The sequence below is a fragment of the Deefgea chitinilytica genome, from assembly GCF_016881405.1.
GTDB lineage: Bacteria > Pseudomonadota > Gammaproteobacteria > Burkholderiales > Chitinibacteraceae > Deefgea > Deefgea chitinilytica.
In genome coordinates this window covers 237,002-251,607 of record NZ_WOFE01000003.1, presented here as the reverse complement: position 1 = coordinate 251,607, position 14,606 = coordinate 237,002, and the positions used below count along the sequence as shown (strand labels likewise).

19 protein-coding genes and 1 pseudogene are annotated in these 14,606 nt (G+C 49.2%); 18 read left to right on the top strand and 2 right to left on the bottom strand.

The genetic code is table 11. The features are described from left to right. Nucleotides 1-68: 68 nt before the first annotated feature. From GM173_RS09160 to hisI, 13 genes are all read left to right on the top strand, one after another. A complete protein-coding gene (locus tag GM173_RS09160) occupies nucleotides 69-887 on the top strand; it encodes a polysaccharide deacetylase family protein (RefSeq protein WP_203571073.1) in 819 nt (272 codons plus the stop codon). 131 nt (nucleotides 888-1,018) lie between these two features. Then, entirely contained in the window at nucleotides 1,019-1,741 is a 723-nt protein-coding gene (locus GM173_RS09155) for a hypothetical protein (protein ID WP_203571072.1), read from the top strand. Continuing rightward, nucleotides 1,734-2,078 carry a TfoX/Sxy family protein gene (locus tag GM173_RS09150; protein ID WP_203571071.1) on the top strand — a complete coding sequence of 115 codons (345 nt, stop codon included), beginning with the start codon at nucleotides 1,734-1,736 and terminating at the stop codon, nucleotides 2,076-2,078. The genes GM173_RS09155 and GM173_RS09150 overlap by 8 nt, the downstream gene beginning before the upstream one ends. 162 nt (nucleotides 2,079-2,240) lie before the next feature. Next, nucleotides 2,241-2,993, top strand: a complete 753-nt coding sequence (locus GM173_RS09145; protein WP_203571070.1) for an SDR family NAD(P)-dependent oxidoreductase — start codon at nucleotides 2,241-2,243, stop codon at nucleotides 2,991-2,993. A gap of 56 nt (nucleotides 2,994-3,049) precedes the next feature. Continuing rightward, a complete protein-coding gene (locus GM173_RS09140) occupies nucleotides 3,050-3,193 on the top strand; it encodes a DUF2256 domain-containing protein (RefSeq protein ID WP_203571069.1) in 144 nt (47 codons plus the stop codon). Then, nucleotides 3,190-4,725 (top strand): cryptochrome/photolyase family protein, encoded by a 1,536-nt coding sequence (locus tag GM173_RS09135; protein WP_203571068.1) that lies wholly within the window; start codon nucleotides 3,190-3,192, stop codon nucleotides 4,723-4,725. Before GM173_RS09140 ends, GM173_RS09135 begins: the two co-directional genes overlap by 4 nt. 154 nt (nucleotides 4,726-4,879) lie before the next feature. After that, on the top strand, nucleotides 4,880-6,187 hold the full coding sequence (locus GM173_RS09130; protein WP_203571067.1) for a DASH family cryptochrome: 1,308 nt from the start codon (nucleotides 4,880-4,882) through the stop codon (nucleotides 6,185-6,187). Between the two features lie 353 nt (nucleotides 6,188-6,540). Further along, complete coding sequence (gene hisB, locus GM173_RS09125; RefSeq protein ID WP_203571066.1) at nucleotides 6,541-7,134, top strand: imidazoleglycerol-phosphate dehydratase HisB; 594 nt, start codon at nucleotides 6,541-6,543, stop codon at nucleotides 7,132-7,134. A gap of 1 nt (nucleotide 7,135) precedes the next feature. Beyond that, nucleotides 7,136-7,789, top strand: coding sequence for an imidazole glycerol phosphate synthase subunit HisH (gene hisH / locus GM173_RS09120; protein ID WP_203571065.1), 654 nt, complete (start codon nucleotides 7,136-7,138; stop codon nucleotides 7,787-7,789). 87 nt (nucleotides 7,790-7,876) lie between these two features. Then, a complete protein-coding gene (gene hisA / locus GM173_RS09115; RefSeq protein WP_203571064.1) occupies nucleotides 7,877-8,617 on the top strand; it encodes a 1-(5-phosphoribosyl)-5-[(5-phosphoribosylamino)methylideneamino]imidazole-4-carboxamide isomerase in 741 nt (246 codons plus the stop codon). Nucleotides 8,618-8,633: 16 nt separating this feature from the next. Beyond that, nucleotides 8,634-8,975 carry a hypothetical protein gene (locus GM173_RS09110; RefSeq protein WP_203571063.1) on the top strand — a complete coding sequence of 114 codons (342 nt, stop codon included), beginning with the start codon at nucleotides 8,634-8,636 and terminating at the stop codon, nucleotides 8,973-8,975. Nucleotides 8,976-9,058: 83 nt separating this feature from the next. Further along, nucleotides 9,059-9,826, top strand: a complete 768-nt coding sequence (gene hisF / locus GM173_RS09105; protein WP_203571062.1) for an imidazole glycerol phosphate synthase subunit HisF — start codon at nucleotides 9,059-9,061, stop codon at nucleotides 9,824-9,826. After that, nucleotides 9,823-10,227, top strand: a complete 405-nt coding sequence (gene hisI, locus GM173_RS09100) for a phosphoribosyl-AMP cyclohydrolase (protein ID WP_203571061.1) — start codon at nucleotides 9,823-9,825, stop codon at nucleotides 10,225-10,227. The genes hisF and hisI overlap by 4 nt, the downstream gene beginning before the upstream one ends. Before the next feature lie 63 nt (nucleotides 10,228-10,290). Here hisI and GM173_RS09095 read toward each other — a convergent pair whose 3' ends face one another. Further along, nucleotides 10,291-10,857, bottom strand: a complete 567-nt coding sequence (locus GM173_RS09095; RefSeq protein WP_203571060.1) for a hypothetical protein — start codon at nucleotides 10,855-10,857, stop codon at nucleotides 10,291-10,293. A gap of 159 nt (nucleotides 10,858-11,016) precedes the next feature. Beyond that, nucleotides 11,017-12,066 (bottom strand): Lnb N-terminal periplasmic domain-containing protein, encoded by a 1,050-nt coding sequence (locus tag GM173_RS09090; RefSeq protein ID WP_203571059.1) that lies wholly within the window; start codon nucleotides 12,064-12,066, stop codon nucleotides 11,017-11,019. Between the two features lie 275 nt (nucleotides 12,067-12,341). On the opposite strand from GM173_RS09090, the gene GM173_RS09085 reads away from it, so the two are divergent. The 5 genes and pseudogenes from GM173_RS09085 to tatC all read left to right on the top strand — a co-directional run bounded on the left by GM173_RS09085 (nucleotide 12,342) and on the right by tatC (nucleotide 14,582). Then, nucleotides 12,342-12,668 carry a phosphoribosyl-ATP diphosphatase gene (locus GM173_RS09085; RefSeq protein WP_203571058.1) on the top strand — a complete coding sequence of 109 codons (327 nt, stop codon included), beginning with the start codon at nucleotides 12,342-12,344 and terminating at the stop codon, nucleotides 12,666-12,668. Between the two features lie 4 nt (nucleotides 12,669-12,672). After that, nucleotides 12,673-12,999 carry a histidine triad nucleotide-binding protein gene (locus GM173_RS09080; protein ID WP_203571057.1) on the top strand — a complete coding sequence of 109 codons (327 nt, stop codon included), beginning with the start codon at nucleotides 12,673-12,675 and terminating at the stop codon, nucleotides 12,997-12,999. A 96-nt stretch (nucleotides 13,000-13,095) separates the two neighbouring features. Continuing rightward, nucleotides 13,096-13,299, top strand: coding sequence for a Sec-independent protein translocase subunit TatA (gene tatA / locus GM173_RS09075; protein WP_203571056.1), 204 nt, complete (start codon nucleotides 13,096-13,098; stop codon nucleotides 13,297-13,299). A 69-nt stretch (nucleotides 13,300-13,368) separates the two neighbouring features. Then, a pseudogene (locus GM173_RS16405) lies at nucleotides 13,369-13,516 on the top strand (twin-arginine translocase TatA/TatE family subunit); the annotation flags it as partial. A gap of 334 nt (nucleotides 13,517-13,850) precedes the next feature. Then, entirely contained in the window at nucleotides 13,851-14,582 is a 732-nt protein-coding gene (gene tatC / locus GM173_RS09065; protein ID WP_203571054.1) for a twin-arginine translocase subunit TatC, read from the top strand. Nucleotides 14,583-14,606: the final 24 nt, after the last annotated feature.

Here is a 14,606-nt window from a genome sequence, read left to right as displayed (position 1 = left end):
GAACTTTTCTCATTTTGGCCGCTTGGCAGTGCCACACGCGCTGTTGAATTTATAGGGAGGCAATACCGATGCTGCGCCACAAAACCACCCTGTTTGCCTGCCTCACTATTTTAGTCGCGCAAGCCATCGCGCAAAGTCCGCCGCGTTTGCGCACCCCTTTTGTCGAAGGCTGGGACCAAGTTCCTCCTGCTAAGCTGGCTCAGCAGGCCAACGATTTTCCAACCAGCTATTTTTTAGAAGGTTTGGGAGATCGAAAACAAATCGCTTTTACATTTGACGACGGACCGAGTGCCGACACCGCCGCCTTGCTTGATTTACTCAAGAAAGAAAATGTCAAAGCGACTTTTTTCTGGCAAGGTAGTCAAATAGAAAAATTTCCTGAATTAGCGCGCCGCGCCTACGCCGAGGGCCATACGCTCGCCAATCATAGCTATAACCACCCGCGCCTAATCCCTTTAGCAGCAGGCAATCAATGGTGGAGTCAACAGATCGAAAAAACTCAAGCGGTATACCAAACTATTTTGGGCTTCCAACCCAGTATGATGCGCCCACCGTATGGATTTATCAGCGACCAACAAGTCGAGCTTTTACAGCAAAAAAGAATGTTTGCCATTTTATGGTCAGTCGATACCGCTGATTGGTATCACACCCACAAAAACAGCATCGACGAGCTGGCTGCGACACAAATTGCCAACGTGATTCGCGATTATATTCACCCAGAAGCGATCGTCTTAATGCACGACAGCGGTGGCCGAGGCCGGAAACCGACCATCATGGCGGTCGCACAATTGATTCCAGAATTAAAACAACAAGGCTACCGTTTTACGACGGTAGATCAGCTGCTAAATATTCCCGCCCGGCTCACTCCAGCTAAACCGGCAAATTAACCAACAGGTATTGCCATCAAGCAATTGAAAAACATTGTTTTTAAAGCAATACCACCAATAAATAACGATTAGAGCTGATTTTTTCAAATTATGCTAATCTGCGCGATACCCTTTGTGTTTTAGGTTGCTCTATGCAGAAATTAATCACTCTTTTTATTGTATTGGCTTTGACCATCGGAATGGCAATCAACGGCCCGATTGCACAGCTAGAAGGCTATCACTCGTTTGCCGATACGGTGATGCGCTTTGGCATAGTCAATTGTGGTGATGTTTGTTCAAATCTTGGCTTTGCACTGGTCGCAGTATGGGGTGTTTTCTATCTATGGCCAAGGCGAGCACAACTTAATCTCGGCTTCACTTTATTTGTGCTTGCGATTTTCCTCACCGCGATAGGCTCTAGCTACTACCACTGGATGCCGAATGACGAACGCCTAGTTTGGGATCGAATTCCCATTTCGCTGGCCTGTGCAGGTTTATTAGCGGGAGTGTGGCAAGACTTTTCACCGCAAAAAAATCAATGGCCTTTGGTCATCGCACTCAGCATTTTTGCGATCGTGGGCGTCGTGTATTGGTATTACTCTGGGGATTTGCGCCTATACCTTGCTTTGCAAATTTTGCCACTGGTGCTCATTCCGGCATGGCAATGGCATGCGCCCAAAGCAGAGCGACTCACTTTTGCCGCCGCCATTGCACTGTATGTACTGGCGAAAATAGCCGAACTGGCTGATTACCAAATTTACGCCCTGCTCGGATTTATGAGTGGCCACACCCTCAAGCACTTGCTAGCGACCTTGGCGGCCGGCGTGATTATTTATCACTTGGTACAAAGAACGCGCAAACATCGCAATGGCTAAACGTAGTGAATACGTCGACTATCTGCTCGACGAACTCGCTCCGCTCGGTCACTTACGTGCCAAAGCCATGTTTGGTGGCTTTGGCCTTTACTATGATGAGCTATTTTTCGCCCTCATCGCCGATGAGGTACTGTACATCAAAGTCGATGATCTCAATCGTCAGCGCTTTTTGACTGAACAGCTCTCGCCATTTTGCTTTGCGATGAAAGATGATCGATCTCAAACCATGAGCTACTACCCGCTGCCAGAATCAGCGTACGAATCGCAAATCACACTTCTCGATTGGGCAAAAGAAGGTATCGCAGCAGCCTTAAGAGCCAAACGAATCACAAAATAATCTGGTTTATATTCCCCGCCAGCAGCCCCTTCAACTGCCAGAACGGCAGCAGCGCGCATAATCAATTTTGTTTTTACCAACAGTGATTGGCGAAACGTACTTAAAGGTATATATTGCTACTTATTAGTAACATTTATTCCTGCAAAGTATTGGAGCTACATGATGTCGCAAACGATCTGGATTACCGGTGCGGCTGGTGCGATCGGCTCGGCCTTGGCGCAATCTTTATCTGAGCAAGGGCACCGCCTTATTTTAAGCGGTCGCCACGAAGAAAAACTGCTCACTTTATCAACGCAGTTAGCCACAGAATCCTTAGTGATTCCCGGCGACCTGAGCACCGATGGCTCAGCCGAAATCATTTTAGAAACCGCCCAACAGCTTAATTTCATCCCTAATGGATTCGCGCATTGCGTCGGCTCAACGCTCATTCGGCCACTGCATTTAACCAGCGCCAATGACTGCCAAGCGATCTTTAAGCAAAACTATTTCTCGGCTTTTTATGCACTAAAAGCATTTATTGCCTTGCAGCTGAAAAACAAAACGCCAGCCTCCGCCGTGTTAGTCGGCTCTTTAGTTGCCAGCGCGGGCTTTGCCAATCACGAAGCGATTGCCAGCGCCAAAGCCGCGGTCGCCAGCTTGGCACAAACGGCGGCAGCCACCTATGCAGATAAAGGTATTCGTGTGAATGCGGTGATGCCGGGTCTGACGCGTTCTGCATTATCAGAGCGACTGACCGGCACACCCGAAGCACTGGAACGCAATGCCAAAATGAATCCAATGTGCATCGTCGGCGAAGGCGCTGATAGCGCCGCGCTCATTGCTTTTTTGCTCAGCGACGCCGCGCGCTGGATTACCGGGCAAATCATTGGTGTGGATGGCGGGCATGCTCATTTACGCCCACTTCCAAAAATCTAATATGTATAGCCTTGAAGATAATTATTCATAATGCTTATAGGCATATACATTAAAAAATGACGCACCATAAACTCACGCTACCCCAGAAAACCTGCCCCGTTTGCCAGCGCCCTTTTACATGGCGGAAAAAATGGGCAAACAACTGGGAATCCGTTAAATACTGCAGCGTGCGCTGTGCGCAGCGCAAGGGTCAATCATGAGCACACTCCGGCTCATCTTGGGCGACCAGCTCAATATTCGCCATAGTTGGTTTAGTGAAGTAGAACGCCAGCGTAGCGATGTGCTGTATGTGCTGATGGAGCTACGCAGCGAAACCGATTACGCATGGCATCACGCGCAAAAAGTACTGGGCATTTTTGCCGCAATGCGCGGCTTTGCAAGCGCACTACAAAATGCTGGCTGCCGTGTACGCTATATCCGCATTAACGACGCAGAGAATCAGCAAAACTTTATCAGCAACTTAATCTCGCTCATCAAAACAGAGCAAATTACACAGTTAGAGCGCCAGCAGGCTGATGAATATCGCTTAGAAAGTCAATTTCTAACCGCCGCAGCGCAATTCGAAATTCCCGTTACTGTCGTCGATAGTGAGCACTTCCTCGCCGATCGAGCTGCGATTAGCGCTCAATTTAGGCAAAAAATTCCGCGCATGGAGTTTTTCTATCGCGCACTACGCAAGCAATACCAAATCCTATTGGATGCAACAGGTCAACCGCTAGGTGGGCAGTGGAATTTTGATCAAGACAATCGCAAACGTTGGAACGGTCAACCCGCCGCGCCAGCCTGGCCCAATTACGCGGCAGATTTAAGCGAGCTATGGCAAGAAATCACCACCGCCGGCGTCAAAACCATCGGCCAGCCGCAAGCCAGCGCTTTTCCATGGCCGATAACTAGGTCACAAGCCAAAGACGCTTTGGCGCAATTTATTCAAAACGCGCTACCCAATTTTGGCGCTTACCAAGACGCAATGAGCACGGCGTCGCCCACTTTATTTCACGCAGGGCTTTCTTTTGCGCTCAACCTAAAATTACTGCATCCACTCGAAGTGATTCAGGCTGCACTGCATGAATACGAAGCTGGGCGCGTTTCTCTATCGACCGTGGAAGGCTTTGTGCGGCAGATTTTAGGCTGGCGCGAGTTCGTTCGCGGCGTGTATTGGGCGCGAATGCCCGAGTATGGACAATTAAATGCGCTCAATCATCAACGCCGTTTGCCCAGCTGGCATTGGGACGGAAAAACCAAGATGAATTGCGCCCATCACGCGATTGAGCAATCACTGCAACTGGGCTACGCGCATCATATTCAGCGGCTGATGGTGACCGGCAACTTTGCGCTGCTGGCAGGGATTGCGCCCGATGAGGTCGATGCGTGGTATCTGGGGATTTATGTCGATGCATTTGAATGGGTTGAAATGCCCAATACGCGCGGCATGAGCCAGTATGCTGACGGCGGTCTCTTAGGCAGTAAACCCTACGCTGGATCAGCAACTTATATCAATAAGATGAGCGATTATTGCAAAGGCTGCCATTACGAACCCAAGCAACGGCACGGCGAAAGCGCTTGTCCATTCAATAGTCTGTATTGGCATTTTCATCACCGCCACGCGGCAAAACTTGAGAAAAATCCAAGACTGGGAATGACTTATCAAACATGGCAAAAAATGCCCGACGCTGAGCGCGCAGCGACACTTGCGCAAGCCGAGCTGTATTTGGAACAGCTTGATCACCTATAACTTTGCCAACAAGGACAGCGCATGAACAGCTGGAATATCATTCGCATCGATAAGGCAATCGCACTACAAGGGGCCTTTATCAAACCGAGTCATCAACGAAACACTGATTACTCACGCAAGCCTTGCCTCACACACCTTATCCAACACACGAATCATGTCCAGTGCCCTGTATTGGTTTCGCAATGATTTACGCTTAAGCGACAACGCCGCGCTGAATTTAGCTTGCCAACAAGCAACAGAGCTGGCGCTGGTATATTGCCTCGCGCCGGATGAAGATACCAAGTGGGGGTTTACTCGCATAGGCAAGCATAGAAAAGCATTTTTGGCCGATACCCTGCAAGATCTTAGCCAAGAATGCAAACGACTCGGTAATCAATTACTGATTATTGTAGGTCAACCCAGCAAAGTCCTGCCGCAACTGATGCGGCAGCTCAATACCACAACCCTGTATTGTGAAAGCATTGCCGCGCCCGAAGAAATTGCGCAAGTCGAGGCTTTACGCGCACAAGGTGTCACGGTCACGACGAAGTGGCAATCGACTTTATTCGATCCAAGCCAACTGCCCTTTGCAATTGCCCAATTACCCGCCACATTCACGCCATTTCGCCAGCAGATTGAAAAATCCGGTATCCGCGCTCCAGCACCACAGCCCTCAATTGAGCGACTGCCAGCACCGCCCGCAGCGATTGATTCAGTAGCGACGGTGGATATTCAGACTTGGGCTGGATTTGCACTGCAGGATGCGCGCAGCGCTTTTCCGTATCACCACGCCCAATGGCGCGGTGGCGCGACAACAGCGGCGGCGCATTTACAGCACTACATTGAATCTGGTTTAGCCGATAGCTACAAACAAACGCGAAATGGATTAATCGGCACCGATTATTCAACAAAGTTTTCACCGTGGCTCGCCAGTGGCGCGCTGTCAGCCAGACAAATTAACCATGCTATCAAGGCGCACGAAGCCAGCGAGGGTGCTAACGAGAGCACATATTGGATTGGGTTTGAGCTGCTGTGGCGTGATTATTTTCGATTTTTACACCTGCGCTATGGGCGACAGCTGTATCGTGCCAACGGTCTGAATGCCGCCGCAACGCTTGCTCACCATACAGAGAATTTCTACAGATGGTGCCAAGCCCAGACCGGCGAGCCTTTTATCGACGCTGGCATGCGCGAACTGACGGCCACAGGCTATTTATCGAATCGAATGCGCCAAAACGTCGCCAGCTTTCTGGTTCATCAGCTGCAATGCGATTGGCGTGCTGGCGCGGCTTGGTTTGAAACACAATTGATCGATTACGATGTGTATAGCAATCAAGGCAACTGGCTGTACTTGGCCGGCTGCGGCACTGACCCGCGCGCCAATCGCCGCTTCAGTATCGAAAAACAAATCGCCAATTACGATCCTGAGCACACCTATTTGAATTTATGGCGTCATTCAGATTCGCCCAGTCCGGCAAGTTAAACGCTGGCGACGGCCGGCGCTTGAGCTGCAAATTTCAGTGGACATTTCATTTCGCACTGTAAACCCAGTCGCTACACACGATGCCTGCAAAACAATTAAAATCGATGCCATTTAGGCTGTCAGCATAAAAACCATGGGGTATACAAACAAAAGCTTTAATAAAATTTAGATTGATTGATATACCCATCGATATTTAGGTCAATTCTCTTGCCTTTGCGCTCTAGCAAATTTTGCCTACCGGGGAAATCGCTAGTAAGACTTCCCGTAAAGCGGTTTCTGTTAGAAAATAAGCGTCTTAAGTCGTTAGCGCCTGCATGTGCAGCGATAACGCCCCAAACACCGAGAATCGATCCATGCGCCAAGTTACTGTCACCCGCAATACGCTAGAAACCCAAATCACCATTACGCTGAACCTCGACGGCACGGGCGTGAGCAAATTTGATACCGGCGTACCGTTTTTCGAACACATGCTCGACCAAGTGGCGCGCCACGGCCTGTTTGATATTGAAATCAAAGCCGTTGGCGATTTGCACATCGACGCACACCACACCGTTGAAGACGTCGGCATCACGTTCGGCCAAGCGTTTGCCAAAGCGGTGGGCGACAAAAAAGGCATCGTCCGTTACGGGCACAGCTATGTGCCGCTCGACGAAGCACTGAGCCGCGTCGTGGTCGATCTCTCTGGTCGCCCCTGTTTGGAATACGACTGTGAATATACTCGTGCGATGATTGGCGGCTTTGATGTCGATTTGTTTGGCGAATTCTTCCGTGGTTTTGTCAATCACGCCGCAATCAGCTTGCACATCGACAATCTCAAGGGCAAAAATGCCCACCACCAAGCCGAAACGATTTTTAAAGCCTTAGGCCGTGCGCTACGCATGGCGGTTGAGTTCGATCCACGGATGGCCGGCATTACACCGTCGACCAAAGGCACCTTGGTAGGTTGATATGAGTAAGCAAAAAATCGCCATCGTTGACTATGGCATGGGCAATTTGCATTCCGTGACCAAAGCATTCGAGTCAGTAGCCGCAGAGCACGCCGAAATCATCCTCACCGCCGATCCTGCGGTCGTTGCCAGCGCCGATAAAGTCGTTTTCCCCGGCCAAGGCGCGATGCCCGACTGTATGCGTGAATTAGAAGCCAGCGGTTTGAAACAAGCGGTACTTGATGCCGCCGCCAGCAAGCCATTCCTAGGGATTTGCGTTGGCGCACAATTATTGTTTGAGCACAGCGAAGAGAGCGATATGGATTGCCTAGGCGTATTCAAAGGCAAGGTCATCAAATTCAAACCTGAAAATATGTTCGATGCCAACGGCCAGAAGCTCAAAGTGCCGCACATGGGCTGGAATGAAATGTTTATTGTCCAAGATCATCCGCTATGGGCCGGAATCAGCGACACTGAACGCTTTTATTTTGTACATAGCTATCACTTTGCGCCGACCGAGCCACACGACACGATTCTCGAAACGGGCTACCCGAATCGATTTGCGGTGGCGATTGCCAAAGACAATATTTTTGCAATCCAATGCCATCCAGAGAAAAGCAGCACGGCAGGTTTGCAATTATTAAAGAATTTTGTGCTGTGGAATGGTCTGCAATAACTGAAAAATCATCACGTTACAAATTTATAACCTATACTATTTTTTTGTTAACCCCCTTAACGACTCACTCAATAACACGCTCATATCATGCTGATTATCCCTGCAATTGATTTAAAAGATGGCCAGTGCGTTCGCCTGCGCCAAGGTGAAATGGAAGGTGCAACCGTTTTCTCTGATGATCCGGCGAGTTTTGTTAGCCATTGGCTAGGCCAAGGCGCCCGCCGTATGCATTTGGTGGATCTAAACGGTGCATTTGCCGGTAAACCGAAAAATTTAGCCGCAGTGAAAGCAATTTTGGCAGAAATCAAAGGCGAAGTTCCGGTGCAATTGGGTGGCGGGATTCGCTCACTCGAAACCATCGAAATGTATCTTGATGCGGGTATTGATTACGTCATTATTGGTACGGCAGCAATCAAACAGCCCGGCTTCTTGCACGAAGCGTGCGACGCCTTCCCTGGCAATATCATCGTTGGCTTGGACGCCAAAGACGGCATGGTCGCAACCGATGGTTGGGCTAAAGTCACCGACCACAATGTGATTGATCTGGCCAAACGCTTTGAAGGCTATGGCGTTGAAAGCATCATTTACACCGACATTGGCCGCGATGGCATGCTGTCGGGAGTAAACATCGAAGCGACCGTGAAATTGGCGCAAGCATTAACGATTCCAGTGATTGCTTCAGGCGGCCTGACTAACCTTGATGATGTACGCAAGCTATGCGAAGTGGCGGATGAAGGCATCGAAGGCGTCATCACCGGACGCGCCATTTATGAAGGCACAATTGATTTTGCTAAAGCACAAGATCTAGCGGACGAACTCACCGCCTAAGACACCGCGAGGGCGCATGGAAAAACCAGAATGGTTTGATTGGGCAAGCGACGAAAGAAAAACGGGCGAATGGCTACGTAGCAATCACCCCGAGTGGTTTGCTCAAGTGTGTCAAATACTGTTTGACTACGATCCGATGATGATCAGCCTCGTCAGCGAACCTGAAGGCTATGCGCCCGAAGTCGGCAGCATCATGCGCAGCTTGCCGCAGTGCATGAGCGTCGATGATGTGCAGCAATTAGTATTTAATGTTTTTACTCAATGGTTCACTCCCGAATTTGCCGGTGGCCGCGGCCAATACGCCGAGGTGGCGGCGGCGATCTGGGAGAACTGGAAACAGCAACAGCGTGAGGAGTAAAGTGTTAGGAGTGAAAAGTAAAACCGCACACCTTTCGCAGCGCCTCACCTCACCCTTCACTCCTTACTCCTCACAGACATAAAATGCCTTTAGCTAAACGAATTATCCCTTGCCTTGATGTGACAAATGGTCGTGTCGTTAAAGGTGTCAACTTCCTCGAACTGCGTGATGCGGGAGACCCTGTCGAAATCGCCCGTCGCTACAATGAGCAAGGCGCAGATGAACTGACCTTTCTTGACATTACCGCCTCAAGCGACAATCGGGATTTGATTTTGCATGTCATTGAAGCCGTCGCCTCACAAGTTTTTATTCCCCTCACCGTCGGTGGTGGCGTTCGTGTTCCTGACGATGTGCGCCGACTACTGAATGCTGGCGCCGATAAAGTCAGCATCAACACCACTGCCGTGACCAATCCCGAAGTCGTCGAGCAAGCCGCTAGCCGTTTTGGTAGCCAAGCGATTGTGGTGGCAATTGATGCCAAAGCCACCGATGCGACCAATAGCCGCTGGGAAGTGTTCACCCACGGTGGCCGCCGCGCCACCGGTCTAGATGCCGTCGAATGGGCGCTAAAAATGCAGCAACTGGGCGCGGGTGAAATTTTGCTCACCAGCATGGATCGCGATGGCACCAAGATTGGTTTCAACCTGCCACTGACGCGTGCGGTATCGGATGCGGTCAGCATTCCGGTGATTGCCTCTGGCGGCGTGGGTAATTTGCAGCATTTGGTTGACGGCGTTACCCAAGGTCACGCTGATGCAGTATTGGCGGCGAGTATTTTCCATTTTGGTGAATATTCAGTTCGCGACGCTAAACTCGCGATGCAAGCAGCGGGGATTGAGGTGCGCTTATGAGTTTACCCGCATGGCTGGCTGAAATTAAATGGGACGACAACGGTCTGGTACCGGTGATCGCTCAAGATGAAAACACGGGGCGCGTCATGATGTTTGCGTATGCGAATGCAGAGGCCGTCGCGCTTACCGCACAGAAGCATACTGCTCACTATTGGACACGCTCACGCCAAAAACTGTGGCACAAAGGTGAAGAATCAGGGCATTTTCAACACGTGAGCAGCATCCAACTCGATTGCGATGGCGACGTGTTGATTTACAAAATTCGCCAAGAAGGCGGCATCGCTTGCCACACTGGCCGCGAAAGTTGCTTTTTCCGTACTTTGACTGACGGCGAATGGTTGATCACTGAAGACGTACTCAAAGACCCTAAGTCAATTTACGGTGCTGGACATTCTCACTGATCTCTCTTCGGACAAAAAAAGACCACGCTGTGCGTGGTCTTTTTTTGTCAACTCAAATCTAGATTAGAATCCGCACAGCAAGCGTACACGGCGTTCCGCTTGGTCAAAAGCAGCATCAGTTGTTGCAGTTAGCAAGCCTTGTTTCGCTTCATCACACGCATTGGCATTTTGCTGATCTTTCCGCGCTACAGGTGCTTGAGCCCGGCCAGTACAACGCGAATCAGCAGCTAGACGCAAATTGTTAAACGTACCTTGCTCAACAGATACACAATCACCAACGCGCTTGCCACCTTGATCGATCACCATGGTGATGGTTTGATTATTGTTCATCAAAATCGTGTATTGGAAAGCTTGTGAATTGGTCGCCATGCGCGTTAATTGCTGACCAGCCACACCACCACCCACTGCACGCAAAGCTCGATTACTACCCGAGCGACCAGAACCTGATGCCAACCCAATCGTACCACCGACCACCGCGCCAGCGACCTGTGCATTCGTATTGGCTTCAGTTACCGCATTAATCGCAGTAATACGGCCATACGATACTGTTGATTGCGCGGCAGCTACACCTGCGACCGACACCAATGATGTCGCAAACAGCGCTTGAACTAACGATTTAGACCATTGCATTTTGATTTCCTTTATTTAAAAACATAAAACCCGCACAGCTGATCAATTCGAATTATAGAACCACTCATGAATTCGAAGCATGATGCCGCAAAAACCTACCACAGAATAATATTACTGAATTTGCATTACGCAAAACATACAAAAGCAATCTCAATCTAATTAAGGGGCACTCGCTGCACGAGCCGGAGCAATCGGCAAGCTCGCTCGAATCTGTTTCGAGAAATCAGGATCACCCTCCGCCGCTTGTGCCGCAGCATTGATATGCGAACGTTGCCGCAACTCATCAAATGGTAAATCGGTATCTAAAAATCCAGCATGATATAAATAGGCATCAATCCAGCCGTTCAATAAATGCCGAATATTAAAGTCTCCCACCCGGCCAGCGCGGTTGGCATAGCGAACAATATTCAAAGTGCAATTATTACTGAGTAAGTTATACCACTCTGGCTTAGCCGCTAGCTCGTTAATTCGTTCTAAATAAATCAAGAATAAAGCCCGTGCGCCTTCGGCTGAAACGCGGACAGGATATAAAAATACATCTTCTTTGCGATGATTAGTACGCACTCCAACAATGTCTTTTTCATCACCAACCACATAAATCAATTCAAACTGCTTAAACATCGACGCCAGTGGATGAAAGCCTTCGTGTGACTCGGGGCGAGTTTCAATCGAAATTGACAATGGCGGTGCATTATCAAAAGTAAAGCTCAAAAACGTATGGCCAACAGGCCCCTGCATCCAATACGAGATGAAGAAATCAACGCCAGTTAAATGAGATAGAAACACCTCGCGATCTTCGTAATGCACGGTAAAATCGTCCAGCGTCTTATAGGTGAAGTTCCGCACATTCCGTAATACAACACGATCACCATCAATCTCAGCATGCGGCATCACTGCAACTTCGGTTTGCCATATCCGCTGATGCGAAGCAGGAATTACCCACCAATACGCCAACACCAGCAAAAAAACGCCAGCAAAAACAAAACGCATCTTCGAACGACGCGACAACCACAACGCCCAGATCCCAAACACAGCAAATGCCAGCGAAACCACTAAGCGCAATGTCCACCACGGTAAATTAGACCAATACAAGGCTAATGAACCCCAAGCCACCACACCAAACAACACTAAAATAATCGATAAAATTGCCAGCAAATGGCTTGGTTTAATGACCGTGAAACGAAAAAAACTAAATATCTTTGCAAACATAACTCACGATCTCTTCAATAACATTTGAATTGGCTCTAAGCAGCACCAAATTAGGTCATATTCGACGTAAACACTGCTGTATGATCATATACGAAAGTCCCGTGCCATTCCGAGACAAAAAGAAGATAAAACCGAACCATCGCGTACCGAGCCCCAAACACTGGCAAAAATCAAATAAAATTGATTCAGCAGAAACACAGCGCCCGCGCACAGGGTTACAATAGCCACGAAATTGTAATGTATACGCAATATAATCGCCGTTTTGAGGAGTTCCTATGGTTTCCGCTGAAATTCTTGACCGTCTATCTACTACGCTCGCTGAGCGTCGTTCGGCTGATCCGTCTACATCCTATGTGGCGAAGTTATTCCACAAAGGTACTGACGAGATTTTGAAAAAAGTCGGTGAAGAAGCAGTTGAAACCATCATGGCGGCAAAAGACGGCGACAAGCTGCATTTGGTGCGCGAAGTGGCTGATTTATGGTTTCACACCTTGGTGCTACTAGCGCACGAAGGATTAAGCCACGAAGATGTATTGGCTGAATTGGCGCGTCGGGAAGGCATTTCCGGCATCGATGAAAAAGCTGCGCGTAAACAAGGTTAACCCAATGAGCGATTGCCTATTTTGTAAAATTGTAGCGGGCACCATTCCGGCCAAAGTCGTTTATGAAGACGATGATGTCATCGCATTTAATGACATTCGCCCAGCGGCACCAGTTCATTTCTTGTTGATTCCAAAACGCCACATTGAGTCATTGCTCACCACGTCGATGGAAGATCAAGCTTTGCTCGGAAAAATGCTAGCTCTAGCCCCTGTCATCGCTCGTGAGCAAGGTCTGGGGGCTGGTTTTAAAACCGCGATCAATACCGGATTAGCAGGTGGGCAAGAAGTTTTCCATTTGCATTTGCACGTCTTAGGTACCCCGCAAGAGTAATAGACGCTAGTCATTATTTTGATTAGCCTGCATAGATATACCCTATGCAGCGTTTTATTTTTTGCAGCAGCAAGCATATATTTTTTGAGGTTTATCATGGGTTCATTCAGTATCTGGCATTGGCTCGTTGTTTTAGTAATTATCGTATTGGTCTTTGGCACCAAAAAATTGGGCTCTGTCGGTAAAGATTTAGGCTCGGCAGTGAAAGGTTTTAAAGATGGCCTGAAAGAAGGCGAAGAAGGTGAGAAAAAACCCGCCGAGAAAGAAGTCGGCCGCGTTATTGACAACGACAAATCTTAATCGTGAGCACACGCTGGACGGTGCCACCGTCCCTGCTCCCTTTATCCTCTGAATGCAACGGTTACGCCTGTGTTTGACGTTAGCTTTGGTGAACTCATTCTAATCGGTGCTGTGACGCTGATCGTCGTAGGCCCCGAACGGATGCCCAAAGTGGCGCGAACGGCGGGCATGCTGATTGGCAAACTTCAGCGCTTTATCGGCAATGTCAAAGCGGAACTCCAGCAAGAGATGCAAATGAGCGAGTTGGCTCGACTCGAAGCGGATTTGCGCAAAGAGGCGGATGACATTCAGCAATCGATCCATCAGCCATTGCAAGACGCAGCCGCCATGTTAGCTGAGGGCGCACAAACGCCGCCAACCGTAGCCGCTGATGAAACACACACTGAAGTCAGCGTGGCAGCAGCGCAAAATGAATACGGGCAGCTCGACTTATTTGCGAGCAATATTCAGCCGCTCAATAGTGCTTACCGTGATCGACGTTAGGCCATGATGAGCACCCTTTTTACACCTTACTCCTCCCCCGTCACCGGCGAGGCGGATACGCCGAAGCGATGAACGACAATCTACAACCCTTATTTAGCCATTTATTAGAGCTTCGCACGCGCTTAGTGCGCGGTGTATTGGTGTTTTTGCTGGGTTTTATTATTGCTTTCGCATTTTCTGCCCAGCTCTACGACCTGATGGTTGCACCGTTGGCGCATGTGCTACCGGGGCAGAAATTAGTCACTATCGGCATTGCATCGCCATTTATGGTGCAGGTTAAAATTGCGGCCTTAGTGGCCTTCGTCTTGACTCTTCCGCACTCGCTCTACCAAGTATGGGCATTTATTGCTCCAGGCTTGTACCAGCACGAAAAAAGACTGATCGTGCCGCTGATTTTTGCTTCCAGTTTTTTATTTTTAATCGGCATGGCGTTTGCTTATTTTCTGGTGTTTGGTGTCGTATTCAAATTCATCGTCTCAGTCGTGCCAACGAGCATGCAGTGGCTACCCGACTCAGGAGAATATCTCGATTTCGCGCTGGGGATGTTTTTAGCGTTTGGGGTGACTTTCCAAGTACCGATTGCCGTGATTGTATTGGTCAAAATGGGCGTGGTCAGTATTGAGAAGCTACGTGAAGTTCGTTCCTACGTCATTGTGGGTGCATTCGTCATTGCCGCGGTTGTAACCCCGCCCGATGTCGTTTCTCAATTGCTATTGGCGATTCCCTTATGGCTACTGTATGAACTCGGTGTATTTATCGCCGGAATGCTGTATCGTCCGAAACCTGTAGCCCCCGATTGATGAATAATCCCTATTTGAGTTAAC

Excerpts from the sequence above, each read along its gene's own strand:
- GM173_RS09160 (WP_203571073.1), top strand. The coding sequence starts at position 69 with ATGCTGCGCCACAAAACCACCCTGTTTGCCTGCCTCACTATTTTAGTC.
- GM173_RS09155 (WP_203571072.1), top strand. The coding sequence starts at position 1,019 with ATGCAGAAATTAATCACTCTTTTTATTGTATTGGCTTTGACCATCGGA.
- GM173_RS09150 (WP_203571071.1), top strand. The coding sequence starts at position 1,734 with ATGGCTAAACGTAGTGAATACGTCGACTATCTGCTCGACGAACTCGCT.
- GM173_RS09145 (WP_203571070.1), top strand. The coding sequence starts at position 2,241 with ATGTCGCAAACGATCTGGATTACCGGTGCGGCTGGTGCGATCGGCTCG.
- GM173_RS09140 (WP_203571069.1), top strand. The coding sequence starts at position 3,050 with ATGACGCACCATAAACTCACGCTACCCCAGAAAACCTGCCCCGTTTGC.
- GM173_RS09135 (WP_203571068.1), top strand. The coding sequence starts at position 3,190 with ATGAGCACACTCCGGCTCATCTTGGGCGACCAGCTCAATATTCGCCAT.
- GM173_RS09130 (WP_203571067.1), top strand. The coding sequence starts at position 4,880 with ATGTCCAGTGCCCTGTATTGGTTTCGCAATGATTTACGCTTAAGCGAC.
- hisB (WP_203571066.1), top strand. The coding sequence starts at position 6,541 with ATGCGCCAAGTTACTGTCACCCGCAATACGCTAGAAACCCAAATCACC.
- hisH (WP_203571065.1), top strand. The coding sequence starts at position 7,136 with ATGAGTAAGCAAAAAATCGCCATCGTTGACTATGGCATGGGCAATTTG.
- hisA (WP_203571064.1), top strand. The coding sequence starts at position 7,877 with ATGCTGATTATCCCTGCAATTGATTTAAAAGATGGCCAGTGCGTTCGC.
- GM173_RS09110 (WP_203571063.1), top strand. The coding sequence starts at position 8,634 with ATGGAAAAACCAGAATGGTTTGATTGGGCAAGCGACGAAAGAAAAACG.
- hisF (WP_203571062.1), top strand. The coding sequence starts at position 9,059 with ATGCCTTTAGCTAAACGAATTATCCCTTGCCTTGATGTGACAAATGGT.
- hisI (WP_203571061.1), top strand. The coding sequence starts at position 9,823 with ATGAGTTTACCCGCATGGCTGGCTGAAATTAAATGGGACGACAACGGT.
- GM173_RS09095 (WP_203571060.1), bottom strand. The coding sequence starts at position 10,857 with ATGCAATGGTCTAAATCGTTAGTTCAAGCGCTGTTTGCGACATCATTG.
- GM173_RS09090 (WP_203571059.1), bottom strand. The coding sequence starts at position 12,066 with ATGTTTGCAAAGATATTTAGTTTTTTTCGTTTCACGGTCATTAAACCA.
- GM173_RS09085 (WP_203571058.1), top strand. The coding sequence starts at position 12,342 with ATGGTTTCCGCTGAAATTCTTGACCGTCTATCTACTACGCTCGCTGAG.
- GM173_RS09080 (WP_203571057.1), top strand. The coding sequence starts at position 12,673 with ATGAGCGATTGCCTATTTTGTAAAATTGTAGCGGGCACCATTCCGGCC.
- tatA (WP_203571056.1), top strand. The coding sequence starts at position 13,096 with ATGGGTTCATTCAGTATCTGGCATTGGCTCGTTGTTTTAGTAATTATC.
- tatC (WP_203571054.1), top strand. The coding sequence starts at position 13,851 with ATGAACGACAATCTACAACCCTTATTTAGCCATTTATTAGAGCTTCGC.